At 73.7% G+C, this 14,167-nt stretch carries 12 protein-coding genes; 11 read left to right on the plus strand and 1 reads right to left on the minus strand.

Translation table 11 applies throughout. The features are described from left to right. The first annotated feature begins 76 nt into the window (after positions 1-76). The 8 genes from VFV89_RS05055 to VFV89_RS05090 all read left to right on the plus strand — a co-directional run bounded on the left by VFV89_RS05055 (position 77) and on the right by VFV89_RS05090 (position 6,445). The gene (locus tag VFV89_RS05055) at positions 77-985 is read left to right on the plus strand and encodes a hypothetical protein (protein WP_329704818.1); all 909 of its coding nucleotides are present in this window, start codon (positions 77-79) and stop codon (positions 983-985) included. Between the two features lie 152 nt (positions 986-1,137). Then, the gene (locus tag VFV89_RS05060; protein WP_329704819.1) at positions 1,138-1,890 is read left to right on the plus strand and encodes a DUF4129 domain-containing protein; all 753 of its coding nucleotides are present in this window, start codon (positions 1,138-1,140) and stop codon (positions 1,888-1,890) included. A gap of 4 nt (positions 1,891-1,894) precedes the next feature. Further along, positions 1,895-2,371 carry a hypothetical protein gene (locus tag VFV89_RS05065; RefSeq protein ID WP_329704820.1) on the plus strand — a complete coding sequence of 159 codons (477 nt, stop codon included), beginning with the start codon at positions 1,895-1,897 and terminating at the stop codon, positions 2,369-2,371. Further along, a complete protein-coding gene (locus tag VFV89_RS05070) occupies positions 2,368-3,357 on the plus strand; it encodes a MoxR family ATPase (RefSeq protein WP_329704821.1) in 990 nt (329 codons plus the stop codon). Before VFV89_RS05065 ends, VFV89_RS05070 begins: the two co-directional genes overlap by 4 nt. A gap of 18 nt (positions 3,358-3,375) precedes the next feature. Continuing rightward, on the plus strand, positions 3,376-4,665 hold the full coding sequence (locus VFV89_RS05075) for a DUF58 domain-containing protein (RefSeq protein ID WP_329704822.1): 1,290 nt from the start codon (positions 3,376-3,378) through the stop codon (positions 4,663-4,665). 8 nt (positions 4,666-4,673) lie between these two features. Beyond that, the gene (locus VFV89_RS05080) at positions 4,674-5,192 is read left to right on the plus strand and encodes a hypothetical protein (RefSeq protein ID WP_329704823.1); all 519 of its coding nucleotides are present in this window, start codon (positions 4,674-4,676) and stop codon (positions 5,190-5,192) included. Next, positions 5,189-5,527 carry an MGMT family protein gene (locus VFV89_RS05085; RefSeq protein ID WP_329704824.1) on the plus strand — a complete coding sequence of 113 codons (339 nt, stop codon included), beginning with the start codon at positions 5,189-5,191 and terminating at the stop codon, positions 5,525-5,527. Before VFV89_RS05080 ends, VFV89_RS05085 begins: the two co-directional genes overlap by 4 nt. A gap of 252 nt (positions 5,528-5,779) precedes the next feature. Continuing rightward, positions 5,780-6,445 (plus strand): lysophospholipid acyltransferase family protein, encoded by a 666-nt coding sequence (locus tag VFV89_RS05090; RefSeq protein ID WP_329704825.1) that lies wholly within the window; start codon positions 5,780-5,782, stop codon positions 6,443-6,445. Positions 6,446-6,454: 9 nt separating this feature from the next. On the opposite strand, the gene VFV89_RS05095 is transcribed toward VFV89_RS05090, so the two are convergent. Continuing rightward, positions 6,455-7,021, minus strand: a complete 567-nt coding sequence (locus VFV89_RS05095; protein WP_329704826.1) for a hypothetical protein — start codon at positions 7,019-7,021, stop codon at positions 6,455-6,457. A gap of 137 nt (positions 7,022-7,158) precedes the next feature. On the opposite strand from VFV89_RS05095, the gene VFV89_RS05100 reads away from it, so the two are divergent. From VFV89_RS05100 to VFV89_RS05110, 3 genes are read left to right on the plus strand one after another with little or no spacing between them, the layout of a single operon-like run. After that, positions 7,159-7,722, plus strand: a complete 564-nt coding sequence (locus tag VFV89_RS05100; RefSeq protein ID WP_329704827.1) for a DUF3558 family protein — start codon at positions 7,159-7,161, stop codon at positions 7,720-7,722. Positions 7,723-7,734: 12 nt separating this feature from the next. Further along, entirely contained in the window at positions 7,735-10,956 is a 3,222-nt protein-coding gene (locus tag VFV89_RS05105) for an ATP-dependent DNA helicase (RefSeq protein WP_329704828.1), read from the plus strand. Beyond that, positions 10,953-14,150 carry an ATP-dependent DNA helicase gene (locus VFV89_RS05110; RefSeq protein ID WP_329704829.1) on the plus strand — a complete coding sequence of 1,066 codons (3,198 nt, stop codon included), beginning with the start codon at positions 10,953-10,955 and terminating at the stop codon, positions 14,148-14,150. Before VFV89_RS05105 ends, VFV89_RS05110 begins: the two co-directional genes overlap by 4 nt. Positions 14,151-14,167: the final 17 nt, after the last annotated feature.

Here is a 14,167-nt window from a genome sequence, read left to right on the forward strand (position 1 = left end):
GTCGAGGTCAGCGCTGACCATGCCCGCGCGACCCGGCCGACGTAACCCGGCCGGACCCCCTCTCGTTGGGGGAGACATGACCCACTCGATCCTGCGCCGAGCCGGCGCCGTCCTCGCCCTCGTGTCGACCGCGCTGTTGTGCGCCGCCGCCGTGGCCGCCGCTCCGGCACAGGCCGCACGCTCCGTGCCCGCTCGCTCGGCAGCCACCGCGGTCCAGTGGGCTCCCGCCGCGAGCGCCCCGATCCACCCCGGCACGATGATGTACACCGACGGCGCCCAGTGCACCGCCAACTTCGTCTACACCGACTCCGCGGGCAACGTCTACGTCGGGTACGCCGCACACTGCGCGGGCACCGGCGGACAGACCGACACCAACGGGTGCGACACGGGCTCGGTGCCGCTCGGGACACCTGTCGACTTCACCAACGACGGCAACCTCCTCAGCGAGGGCACGATCGTCGGTCACGGCACGCTCGTCTACTCCTCGTGGGTCACGATGCACGCGCTCGGCACGACCGACGCCAACACCTGTGCCTACAACGACCTCGCCCTGGTCAAGGTCGACGCGGCCGACGCCGGCAAGGTCAACCCGTCGATCCCCTTCTGGGGCGGCCCGACCGGGATCGACACCGACGGCACCGCCGCGGGCGACCGGGTCTACACCTACGGCAACTCAAGCCTCCGCGCCGGCATCACCCAGCTCTCACCGCACACCGGCCTGAGCCTCGGCGACGACGCGGCCGACGGCGGCTGGTCGCACCCGCTCTACACGGTGAGCCCGGGCATCCCCGGCGACTCCGGCTCCGGGTTCGTCTCGGCCGACGGCAAGGCGGTCGGTGTCCTGTCCACCCTCGGCCTGGCCCCGCTTCCGCTGTCGAACAACATCGGCGACCTCAGCAAGGAGCTCGCCTTCGCCCAGGCCCACTCCGGCATCGCCGGGCTGTCCCTGGTCCCGGGCACCGAGCCGTTCAGCCCGATCCTCTGACCAACCCCCGGGGAGCAACGGTCCGGCTCGGCGGACCACTCCGGACCCCGCCCTGAGGCCCTGCGCCGGCCCGGGCGGGGTCTCGGCCTGCCCACCGCATCGTGACCGCTACGTGATCGTCTTGGGTCGGTGGCTGAGGTTACGTTCCGGGGGTGAGTGTCCGTCCGGAACGCGGCACCAGCCCGGCCCGAGCAAGCACGTCCGCGGTCGCCGCGGTCCTCTGCGCGGTCGGGCTGCTGCTGGTGCTGGTCACGTGGGCGGCCTCCATCGGCCCGGACCGCGTCGTCTCGGGGGGCCACGTCGAACCGGTCAACCCCCTGCCGACCGCGACGACGTCGGCTCCGCCGCCGCCCAACCCGCTGCAGGAGGCCCGGCGCCACCTCGGCAACGAACAACCGGGCTGGGTCGGGCCGGTCGCGTTCGGCCTCGAGGTCCTGACCGCCGCTGTGGTGCTCTTCCTCGCCGTCCGGCTGCTGCACCGACTCCAGCAGGCCTGGATGGCGCGCCGGTGGCGACGGCGGCGCGAGGTCGAGGGGGAGGTCGAGTTCGAGGTGCTGGGCTCGGCCGCGCAGGTCACCGAGGTGATCGCCGAGGACGCCGACGACCAGCGCAGCCTGCTGGAGGTCGGGGGCGAGCCCCGCAACGCGATCGTCGAGTGCTGGCACCGTTTCGAGCAGCAGGCCCAGCGCGCCGGAGTCGAACGCCGGCCGTGGCAGACCACCTCGGAGTTCGTCCTGGGCCTGCTCGACCTGGTGGGAGCCGACCAAGGGGCAGTCGCCCAGCTCGCCGAGCTCTACCGCGAGGCGCGGTTCTCCGACCACCCCATGACCGACGCGCACCGGCGTCGGGCCCTGGAGTCGCTCGACGCCATCCACCGCAGCCTGCGGTCGAGAGCGCTGAGGTGACGCGATGACCGGACCGCGACGGTGGTGGTGGCGGGTGGGCGGCGGCGTCCTGGCCTTCGCCGGGATCGAGGTCGCCCTCAGGGTGATCCACGGTCGCGCGGACGAGCTGCGGCTGGCGCTCGTGGTCGCACTCGTCGTGTGTGCGAGCGGGCTGCTGGTCGACGCCAGCCCGGTCCAGCCGGCGGTGTGGGCCGACCACGCCGACCCCGAGGTCGGGCTGGCTGGCCTCGACCCGCGCACGGCGTCCTACCTCCGGATCATCGAGAGCCACCTCTCCGCCCGCGAGGTCGATGCGGGCCTGCGCAACCGGCTGCGTCAGCTCGCCGACCAGACCCTGCGCGCCCGCCACGACCTCACCGTCGACGACCCGCGTGCGGACGACCTGCTCGGCCACGAGCTGAGCCGCGTCCTCGGCGAGGCACCCACCAGGCTGCATCCGGACCAGATCGAGCGTTGTGTGAAGAGGATCGAGGAGCTGTGACCGCGACATCGGACACCCCACGGACGCCCACGATCGAGGAGACCGCGGAGGTGGCCGGCCGGGTGCTCGACGAGGTCGGCAAGGCCATCGTGGGCAAGCAGGAGGCGCTGCGCCTCGTGCTCTGCGCGATCCTGGCCAAGGGGCACGTCCTGCTCGAGGACTTCCCCGGGCTGGGCAAGACGCTGGCGGCCCGCTCGTTCGCCCGCGCGCTCGGGCTCGACTTCGCCCGGGCCCAGTTCACCCCCGACCTGCTGCCCTCGGACCTGACCGGCTCGTTCCTCTACAACCAGCGCACCGCTGCCTTCGAGTTCCGCCGCGGCCCGCTGTTCACCGGGCTGCTGCTTGCCGACGAGATCAACCGCACGCCGCCCAAGACCCAGTCCGCCCTGCTGGAGGCGATGCAGGAGCGCCAGGTGACCGTGGAGGGCGAGACGTTCCCCCTCCCCGACCCCTTCCACGTGCTCGCGACCGCCAACCCGATCGAGTACGAAGGCACCTACCCGCTCCCGGAGGCCCAGCTCGACCGGTTCCTGCTCCGGGTGAGCTTCGGCTACCCGTCGTCCAGCGAGGAGTACGACGTGATCGCCCGCCGCGTCGAGCGGCGCCAGGAGGAGGTCGACCTGCGCCCGGTCACCGACCCGGCCGGCCTCCGCGGGCTCCAGGAGGCGGTGGAGACCGTGCGCATCGACGAGAGCGTCGGGCGCTACTGCGTCGCCCTGGCCGCAGCCACCCGGCAGCACCGCGACGCGCTCACCGGCGCATCACCCCGGGGCTCGCTCGGGCTGGTGCTGACCGCGCGCGCGTTCGCCGTGCTGCGCGGCCGCGACTACGTCATCCCCGAGGACGTCAAGGCGGTGGCTCGCGCCGTCCTCTCCCACCGGGTCACCGTCCGCCCGGAGCTGTGGATGACCCAGACCACCGGCCGGTCCATCGTCGACGCCGTGCTGGTCCAGGTCCCGACCCCGACCACGCTCGAGACGCGGTGACGCCGCAGTGACGCAGTGGTGACGGGGCGCTGGCGGCCGACCCCAGCACTGGCCCGCGCGGTCGTGGTCGGGGCCCTGGCGGTCGTCACGTCGGTGATCGGCGCCGCGCCCGCGGTGATGGTGCTCGGGGCGCCGTTCGTGGTGCTCGCCTGCTTCGGCCTCCTGCACCGGCCGGACTCCAGCCCCTCGGTCCGCGCCATGCTCGACCACCGCTGGCTGCACGAGGGGCAGGGCACCACGTCCCGGCTGGTCCTCGACGAGGACGACGACGTCGAGCACGTCGCCCGGCTGATGGCCCCGACTCCCTACATCGCACTGCACCCACCCACCGGCCTGGCCGCCGGGCTCACGCACGCACCCCCCACGATCGAGATCGGGCCGCGGCGCTGGGGCCGCCGGGCGCTGGGGGAGGAGCAGGTGTGCCTGACCGCCCCGTGGGCCGGCTACCGGTGGGGGCCGGTGCGACTGCCAGGCGAGACCCTGCGGGTGCTGCCGCAGACCCGCCGGTTCGACTCGCGCGCCGACACCCCCCGTCCGGTCGGGCTCGTCGGCGTGAACCGATCCCCGCGGCTGGGAGCCGGGGTGGAGTTCGCGGACATCCGGCCGTTCCGTCCCGGCGACCGGCTCCGCCGGATCAGCTGGCGCGTCTCGGTGCGCAGCCGCGAGCTGCACGTCACGACCTCACCGGCCGAGGAGGACAGCGGCGTCCTGCTCGTCGTCGACGCGCTCGGCGACCACGGCAGCTCCGACGGGCTCGACGGGACGGCCAGCAGCCTCGACCAGGGCGTGCGCGCCGCCGCCGCGGTGGCCGAGCACCACATCCGCACCGGTGACCGGGTCGGCCTGCGCGTGGTGGGCGGGGACGGCGGGCTGCTGGGGTACGGCGCCGGCACTCGTCACCTGAGGTGCCTGCTCGACGTGCTGGCCGGCGTACGCGCCGGTGAGCTGCCGCGCGGCGTCGTGGACCGGCTGCAGCTCCGGGTCACCGGCGGCAGCGTCGTGTTCGTGTTCTCGCCGATGCTGGGCCAGGCGATCGTCACCGCGACGGCGAGCCTGGTCCAGCGTGGGCTGCCGGTGGTCGTCGTCGACACGCTTCCGCCCGGCGTCAGCCCGATGGTGCCGGACGGGGTCGACCCGCGGCTGGCCGAGCTGGCCTGGCGGATGCGCAAGCTCGAGCGCGACCAGGTGCTGGCCGGGCTGGCCGCACTCGGCTGCCCCGTGATCGCCTGGCGCGGCGCCGGCACCCTCGACGACGTGCTGCGCCGGCTGAGCCGTCGCCGTGGCGTTCCGCAGGTGGTGGCCCGGTGAGGAGGCTGGTGAAGCTGCTCTCCCGCGAGACCCCCGCCCGGTTCGTCCTGCGCGGCGTCGTCCTCGTTGCGCCGGTGCTGGCCATGCTCGCCGCGCGACCGGACGACGGCCCGAGCGGCTGGTTCCTCGCCCTCACGGTGGTGCTCTCGATCGGGTTCGCCGCGATGCCCGAGTCCGCGCTGGGGACCATGTGCCTGGGCCTGGTCGTGTTCTGGTGGATGCTGGCCGCCGACGACGGCGTACCGGTCGGCGCGGTCCCCGCAGCCCTCCTCCTCCTCGCGGCCCACGTCGCATCGGTGCTGCTCTCCTACGGCCCGGCGCGGCTCCCGGTCGGCGTCGAGCTGCTGCGACGCTGGCTGCGCCGCGCCGCGGGCGTCGGGGTCGCCGCGCCGCTGGTCTGGCTGGTGGCGCTCGCGGTCGACGGCCGCCCGGAACCCCCGGGGATCTGGGTCTCCGGGCTGGTGTGCGCGGTGGTGGTCTGCATCGTCGCCGCGGTCGCGGTGACGGTCCGGGAGGAGCAGCCATGAGCCGGACCGACCCGGAGGAGTACGTCGAGCTGGTGCTCTCGGTCGTCGAGTCGGTCCCGTGGGGCCGGGTGACGTCCTACGGCGCGATCGCGGCCGTGGTCGGTGGCGGCCCACGCCAGGTCGGCGCGGTCATGGCCCGGCACGGCGGGCCGGTGCCGTGGTGGCGGGTGGTGCGCGCGGACGGGTCGCTGCCGCCCAGCCACGAGGAGAACGCGCGTCCGCACTACCTCGACGAAGGCACCCCGCTGCGACCCTCCGGCGCGGTCGACATGGCCCGGGCGTTCTGGGAGCCGGAGCCCGCCGTCCTGCCCGAGGTTGTGGACAAGTCCGGCTGATCGGTGGACAAGTGGCCGCCGTCGGTGGAGGAACCTGTGGAACCGGAAGAATGTTCGGCCGCCCCCTTGCGCGGTGGGATCCGGGGGGCATACAACTTCTTCTGCGCAGCCACTTCGGTGGAAGCGCAAGAAGGGCCCGAACAACTCATACTTGTTCGGGCCCTTCGCCTTTCCTCCGCCCACCGGGAGCCTCTCGCTCGGCTCGACAGACGAATCATTGGCGGATGGCCTCGGAGCGGCCAGACTCTCATCGTGCTCTACGACGTGATGCACGCGGTGCTGCCACCGGCGCTCCGGGCGATCTGGCGGCCCACGGTGCACGGTCTCGAGCACGTGCCCCGCTCCGGTGGGGTCATCCTGGCCAGCAACCACCTCAGCTTCGTCGACTCCGTGGTCATACCCTCGGTGGTGCCGCGGAAGGTCGTCTTCCTGGCCAAGTCCGACTACTTCACCGGCAGCGGCGTCAAGGGGCTCGCCTCGCGGGTCTGGTTCGAGGGGCTCGGGATGCTGCCGGTCGACCGCGACGACACCAAGGCCGCGATCGCCAGCCTCGAGATCGCTCTCGACGTGCTCGGCCGCGGCGAGGCGTTCGGCATCTACCCCGAGGGGACCCGGTCGCGTGACGGCCGGCTCTACCGCGGCCGTACCGGGGTCGCTCACCTGGCCCTGACCGCCGGCGTGCCCGTCGTGCCGGTCGGCATCAAGGGCACCGAGAAGGTCCAGCCGGTGGGGTCCAGCCGGCCGCGGATCGTGCCGATCACGGTGGCGTTCGGCAAGCCGATCGAGGTCGCCGGCCGGTTCGAGGGCGTTCCGCTGGGCCGGGCCCGGCGGGAGGTGACCGACGAGGTCATGACGGAGATCCAGGGGCTGACCGGCCAAGTCGAGGCGGGCGTCTACAACGAGCGACCGATCGACTGACCCTCCGGGTCAGCTGATCGCGTCGTAGCTCCACGCCCCGATGAGGAAGCCCACCGCGAACAGCGCCGAGTACGCCGGCACCCACCAGCGCGCACCGGAGGACCGCTCCTCCCGCGGCGGGACCACGGCGTTCTTGACCGCGACCAGCATCAGGAACACGGCCGGCGCGGCCATCAGCCAGAACAGCACCCCGCAGACCAGCCAGCCCCAGACCACGTCGGGGCCGATGAAGGCGTACTCGAGGAAGTTCCAGCCGAGCGAGCCGAACAGCAGGGCCCACATCGGGATCAGCAGGTTCGGCGCGTTGACCGTCGTCGCCGCCATCGAACCGAAGATGGCCGTGAGCAGCATGACCGGGACGGCCACCGGGAGCAGCCACGCGGCGTCGGGGCACGGCTGCGCGCTCACGTAGGGGCCTCCGTCGGCACACGCCCCGCCGACGTCCATCACCGAGCGCATCACGAAGAACGCCCAGGTGATGGTGATCCCGATGACCACCACGCTCACTGCGGTGACCGCCACCCACCAGCCCGTACGCCGCGTCGTGCCAACGGGCTGGGCGGTCCCCGCGCTCATGGGAGCACTGTGGCAGAGCCGGAGGGCGGGACGGGCGCGACCCGGGACAACACGCGGGACAAGACCGGACAAGACTCGGGACCGGACCGGGACGAGAGCCGCGGCCCGACCCCGCGCGGCGACATAGTCTCCGGGCCGTGAGCATTCGTCGCGCGTTCGTGCCCTTCGTCCTCGTCGCCACCGTCGCTCTCACGTCGTGCGGGGGTGACGACTCCGACAGCGGATCGTCAGCCGGGGGCGAGCCGAGCGTCACCCCGAGCAGCACTGAGAGCACCACCGCGAGCACCACCCCGGACGCGAGTGAGGACGGCGACGTCGCGGCCTGCGACCTGCTCACCACCGACCAGGTCGCCGCCGCCGTCGGCAGCCCGGTCAAGCAGGGGATGCCCAGCTCCGGACCCGCGATCACCGGCGGCTCGTTCACCAGCTGCGTCTGGCAGTCCGAGGATCCCGACAACCCCGCCGACACGGCAACGGTCACGATCTACCCCAACGCCGCGGCCGCGGACTCGGCCCGCGACGACAGCTCCCAGGACGTCCCCGGGATCGGCGACCGGGCGTTCAGCGGTTCGTTCGCGAGCATGTGGGTCTACATCGGGGACAGGTCCTTCTTCGCCCAGTGGTACGCGTTCTCCGGCAGCGACGAGGAGAACCTCCCCAAGAGCCAGGCGCTGGCCACCGCGGTTGTCGATGCCCTGTGATGAAGTAGCCCGGTGACGGAGACCGCGACCACCTACCACCTGGTCCGGTCCTCCCACACCGTCACACCGCCGGTCCTCGACGAGCAGCAGCAGCGGGTCGCCGACCACGCCTCCGGGCCGCTGCTCGTGCTGGCCGGCCCCGGCACCGGCAAGACCACGACGCTGGTCGAGGCGATCGTCCGGCGCATCGACGAGGGAACCCATCCCGACCGGATCCTCGCGCTCACCTTCTCCCGCAAGGCGGCCGAGCAGCTCCGCGACCGTGTCGCCGCCCGGGTCGGCCGCACCATGTCGGTCAGCATCGGCTCGACGTTCCACTCCTTCGCCTATGGGCTGATCCGCCGCTACGCCCCGGCTCAGCTCTATGTCGGCCCGCTGCGGCTGCTCTCCGCGCCGGAGCAGGACGTCGTGCTGCGCGAGCTGCTCCATGACCACCCAGAGTCGGTGCGCTGGCCGGACTCGCTCCGGCTGGCCCTGGGCACGCGAGGCTTCGCCGGCGAGGTGCACGCGGTCCTGTCGAGGGCGCGGGAGAAGGGGCTCGACGGTGACGCGCTGCGCCGGCTGGGCGAGGAGCACGACCTGCCCGAGTTCGTCGCGGCCGGTGCCTTCCTCGAGCAGTACCTCGACATCCTCGACAGCCGCAGTGCCGTTGACTACGCCGACCTCATCCGGCGAGCGACGATCGAGGCCTGGACCCATCGCGACGAGCTGCGCGCCGAGCTGAGCCACATCTTCGTCGACGAATACCAGGACACCGACTCCGGGCAGGTGGCGCTGTTGCGCGCGCTGGCCGGCGACGGCCGCCACCTGGTCGCGGTGGGCGACCCGCACCAGTCCATCTACGCCTTCCGCGGCGCCGAGGTCCGCGGCATCCTCGACTTCCCCGCGGTGTTCTCGCACGCGGACGGCCGGCCGGCCGACGTGGTCGCGCTCGGCACCACCAGGCGGTTCGGGCCACGGCTGCTCACCGCGGCCCAGCGCGTGGCCGGCCGGATCGGCCTGCCCGGGAGCATCGGCGACGAGGCCCGGGCCGCCTTCCTCTCGCCAACGGCCGAGGCCGGGCCCCACGGCGAGGGGCGGGTGGTCGTCAAGACCTTCGACAGCGACCGGGCCGAGGCCGAGCACCTGGCCGACCTGCTCCGTAGGGCGCACCTCGAGGACGGCGTCCCGTGGGACGAGATGGCGGTGCTGGTGCGGTCGGGCCGGCAGTCGATCCCGCCGCTGCGCCGCTCGCTCGGGGCCGCCGGCGTCCCGGTCGAGGTGACCAGCGACGAGCTGCCGTTGGTCCGCGACCCGGCGGCACTGCCCCTGATCGAGGCCCTCCGGGCAGTGCTCAGTCTCGACGACGACGACCCAGACCACGTCGACCACGTCGACGCGGCCCGCGCGGAGGCGCTGCTGACCGGGCCGCTGGGCGGCCTCGACGCGGGCGACGTGCGCCGGCTGGCGCGCCTGCTCCGCCAGCGCGAGAAGGAGCGGGCCCAGGCCGAGCAGCGGCTGCCCACCCCCTCGCGCGAGCTGGTGCGCCAGGCGGTCCTCGACCCCGCCCGGCTCGTCGGGTTCGACGGTCCCGAGGCGCAGCGCGCCCGCGCCCTCGCCGAGCTCGTGCGGCGCGCCGGCGAGCAGCTCGACGCGGGCGCCAGCGCCGAGGAGCTGCTGTGGACGCTGTGGTCGGGCACCAGCTGGCCGGTCCGGCTGCGGCGAGCCGTCGAGCGGGGCGGCGGGTCCGCCCGCCGGGCGCACCGCGACCTCGACTCGATCTGCGCGCTCTTCGAGTCGGCCGCGCGGGCCGAGGAGACCCGCGACCACGTCGGCGTTCGCGAGTTCCTCGCCACGCTCGTGGCGCAGCAGATCCCGGCCGACACGCTCGCCGAGCGAGGGACGCGCGGGGCCGCCGTACGCCTTCTGACCGCGCACCGCGCCAAGGGGCTGGAGTGGCGGCTGGTCGTGGTCGCGCACGTGCAGCAGGAGGGCTGGCCCGATCTGCGGCGGCGCTCGTCCCTGCTCGGCGCCGACCGGATCGGGTCCGACGGCCTGGTGCCCGAGACCACCGCGCGAGAGACGCTGATGGAGGAGCGGCGGCTCTTCTACGTCGCCTGCACCCGGGCCCGCGAACGGCTCGTCGTGACCGCCGTGGCCTCCCCGGATGACGACGGCGACCAGCCCTCGCGGTTCCTCGACGAGCTGGGCGTGACCGTCGAGAAGATCGAGGGCAGGCCGGCCCGGACGTTGTCGATGGCCGGGCTGGTGAGCGATCTGCGGCGCACCGCCGCCGACCCGTCGGCGAGCGACGCGCTCCGGGCCGCGGCCGCCCGGCGGCTTGCCCGGCTCGCGCCCGAGGTCGTGATCGCCGACCCGTCGTCCTGGTGGGGCACCCGCGCGGCCAGCCGGTCGGTGAGGCCGGTGCGCGACCCGGACGCCCCGGTGCCGGTCTCTGCCAGCCTGCTCGACGCGTTCGCGATCTGTCCGACGCGGTGGTTCCTGTCGCGGGAGGCCGGCGGTGTCGTCCGCGCCCACCAGTCCCAGAACATGGGCCTGATCGTGCACGCCATCGCCCAGCGCATCGCCGCCGGCGAGCTCGAGGCCGGTCCCTCCGACGTCCCCGTGCTCATGAAGCACGTCGAGGCGGTCTGGGACCGGATGGAGTTCCGCACGCCATGGGCGCGGGCCCGGGAGCTCGAGCGGGTCCAGGCGGCCCTCGGCCGGTTCCTCCACTGGCACCACACCAACCCACGACGGGTGATCGGCGTCGAGAGCAGCTTCCACGCCGTGCTCGACCTGCCCACCGGCGAGCAGGTCCGGCTGACGGGCTTCGCGGACCGGCTCGAGCTCGGGTCCGACGACAGGGTGGTGGTCGTCGACCTCAAGACCGGTCGCACCAAGCCGAGCGGTCCCCAGGTCCGGGGCAACGTGCAGCTCGGCCTCTACCAGCTGGCCGTCGACCACGGTGCGATCGACGGCCTCGAGGGGCTGCCTCCGGGTGGGGCGCGCGCCGGTGGTGCCGAGCTGGTCCAGCTCGGGCTCACCGACGGCGGCCCGGACGCCGAGGTGCAGGCCCAGCCCGAGCAGCCCGACGACGGGCCCGAGCGCGACGAGCTGCGCCGGCGGCTGGACTGGACGGCCGCCCAGGTGCGGGCCGAGCAGTTCCCGGCGATCGCCGGCGACCACTGCCGCGACTGCGCCTTCGTGCCGGTCTGCCCGATCAAGAGCGCCGGGCCGGTGGTGCGCCAGTGACCGCCGTACGCCCCATCGAGTCGCCGGCCGACCTGGCCGCCGCGATGAAGACGCCGTGGGAGGCCAGCGACCAGCAGTGGGCCTCCATCACCGCGCCGCTCGGGCCCTCGGTGGTGGTGGCGGGAGCGGGCTCGGGCAAGACGACGCTGATGGCCGCGCGCGTCGTCTACCTCGTGCTCACCGGCCAGGTCCGGCCCGAGGAGGTGCTCGGGCTCACCTTCACCACCAAGGCGGCCAGTGAGCTGCGCACCCGGATCCGGCAGGCGCTGCGCGACGCGGGAGCGCTGGAGGAGACCGGCGACGACGGCGAGGACGTCCTCGAGCCCACCGTGGCGACCTACAACGCCTACGCCGCGAGCCTGCTCACCGACCACGGTCTGCGGATCGGCCACGAGCCGGACACCCGGGTCATCACCGATGCGGCGCGCTACCAGCTCGGCGCCCGGGTGGTCGACCGCTACACCGGCGAGATCGTGCTGCTCAGCGACCACCCCGAGACCGTTATCCAGAACCTCCTCGCCCTCGACTCGGCGATGAGCGAGCACCTGGTCGCCCCCGACGACGTGCGTGCCTTCGACGAGGGCGAGCGGGCCGGGTTCGTGCGCGCGCTCGAGGCCGAGCAGGCGGGCCGCAACCGCAAGACCTACCTCGAGGCGGTGGCCAAGGCCGTCAATGCGATCGACCGGCGCCGCGAGCTGCTCGGGCTCGTCGAGGCCTACCGCCGGATGAAGTCCGACCTCGGGGTCATGGACTTCTCCGACCAGATCGAGCTGGGCGCCCGGCTGGCCAGCGACCAGCCCGAGGTCGGCGCCCTGGAGCGCTCGAGGTTCAAGGTGGTCCTTCTCGACGAGTACCAGGACACCTCCGTCGCCCAGGCCACGATGCTGGGCCGCCTGTTCGGCGGCGGCCACCCGGTCACGGCTGTCGGCGACCCCAACCAGGCGATCTACGGCTGGCGTGGCGCCTCGGTGTCCAACATCCTCAACTTCGCCGACACCTTCCCCGCCCGGTCGGGGCGGGTCCCGACCTATCCGCTGACGGTCAACCGCCGCTCCGACCGGCGGATCCTCCAGGCCGCCAACCGGCTCGCGGAGCCGCTCTACGCCGGGCACGCCGCGGTCGCCGGGCTCGAGGCCAAGCCCGAGGCGCTCGAGGGAGTCGTCACCGCCGCGGTCTTCGATACCCACCGCGACGAGCTGGCCGCGCTGGTGTCCGCGGTGATCGAGGCGCACACCGGCAAGTGGTCCGACATCGGGGTGCTGACCCGCGACAACGCGCACGCGGAGGAGGTCTTCGACGCGCTGACCGGCGCCGGCGTCCCGGTCGAGATCGTCGGGCTCTCCGGCCTGCTCCGGCTGCCCGAGGTGGCCGAGATCGTTGCCGTTCTCCACCTGATGCACGACGTCACCCGCAACGACGCGCTGCTCACGCTGCTGACCGGGCCGCGCTGGGCGATCGGGCCGCGCGACCTGCGGCTGCTCAGCCTGCGCGCCGCGGAGCTGGCCGGTCAGCGCGGGCGGGGTCCGGAGCCGGCCACGCTCGACGCGCACCTGGTGCAGATCGCCGACGGGATCGACCCCGCCGAGATCCCGTGCCTCGACGACGCCATGGTGGATCCCGGCGACCCCGCCGACTACCCCTACTCGCCCGAGGCGCTCGAGCGGTTCGCGCTGCTGGCCGGCGAGCTGCGGATGTTCCGCGCCCACGTAGGTGAGCCGCTGCTCGACATCGTCAGGCGGATCATCGACACCACCGGCGCCGACGTCGAGCTGGCCTCGGCGGTCAGCCCGGCCGCGGCGGCGCGGCGCGACAACCTCGACCTGTTCGTGCGGGCGGTGGCCGACTTCCAGGCGGTCGACGGCGACGTGTCGCTGGCCGCCCTGCTGGCCTACCTCACCGCTGAGGACGACCAGGGCAACGGCCTCGACATCGCCACGCCCACCGCGGCCGACTCGGTGAAGCTGCTGACCGTGCACCGGTCCAAGGGGCTGGAGTGGGACTCGGTGTTCCTGGTCGGCGTCTGCGAGACCCGGTTCCCGTCCAACCGGTCGCGCACCTTGTGGACCTCCTCGCCCGCGGTGCTGCCCGCACCACTGCGCGGCGACGCCGCCGACCTGCCGCAGCTCGAGGGCCACGACAAGCAGGCGCTCGACGCCTACCGCGCCGACACCCGGGCCCACGACGCGACCGAGGAGCTGCGGCTCGGCTACGTCGCGTTCACGCGGGCCGCGCACCGGCTGTCGGTCACCTCCTACTGCTGGGGCACGCGCCCCACGGCCTACGGCCCGTCCGACTACCAGACCGTCGTCCGCGACCTGCTCGCCGAGTGGGGCGAGCCGGCTCCCGTGTGGCTCGACAAGCCGGCCAAGGGCGTCACCAACCCACTGCTCGATGAGGACCCGTCGCGCCCCTGGCCACCGGGGGGCCCGGGTGTCGAGGCACTGCGCCGGCTCGAGGCCGCCGAGCTGGTCCGGGCCGCGGACCCGACGGCCGAGGACCACGACCTCGACCTCGAGGAAGCCGCGCGGGTTGCCGAGTGGGACGCCGAGCTGGAGCGGCTCCTGGCCGAGGCGCGCGCGGAGCGCAGCACGTCGATCGCGGTGCCGCTGCCCAGCAGCCTGTCGGCGACCGCGCTGCTGCGGCTGCAGTCCGACCCCGAGACGTTCGCGCAGGAGCTCGCCCGGCCGATGCCGCGGCCGCCGTCGCGGTCCGCCCGCTTCGGGACCGCCTTCCACGCCTGGGTGGAGGCGCGCTTCGGCCAGCAGCCGCTGCTCGACCCCGACGACCTGCCCGGGCGCTACGACACCGGCATCGACGACGACGCCGACCTCGACGCGGTCATCGAGTCGTTCGAGAAGGGCCCGTTCGCCGACCGCGTCCCGCTCGCCGTCGAGGCGCCCTTCGCGCTGGTCCTGGCGGGCCAGGTGGTGCGGGGCCGCATCGACGCGGTCTACGACGACCCCGCCCCTGACGGAGCCACCGGCTTCCTCCTCGTCGACTGGAAGACCAACCGTCACGAGGACGCCGACCCGCTCCAGCTCGCGCTCTACCGGCTGGCCTGGTCCGAGCTTCGCGGCGTGCCGCTCGACACGGTGCGGGCCGCCTTCCACTACGTCCGGACGGGCACGACGGTCGAGCCGCCCGACCTGCCCGACCGGGCCGTGCTGGAGTCGGCGATTCGTCTGGGCCACTGAGAGCAGGGTCCGAGGCA

This window comes from Nocardioides sp. (assembly GCF_036274455.1).
In the GTDB taxonomy this organism is placed as follows: domain Bacteria; phylum Actinomycetota; class Actinomycetes; order Propionibacteriales; family Nocardioidaceae; genus Nocardioides.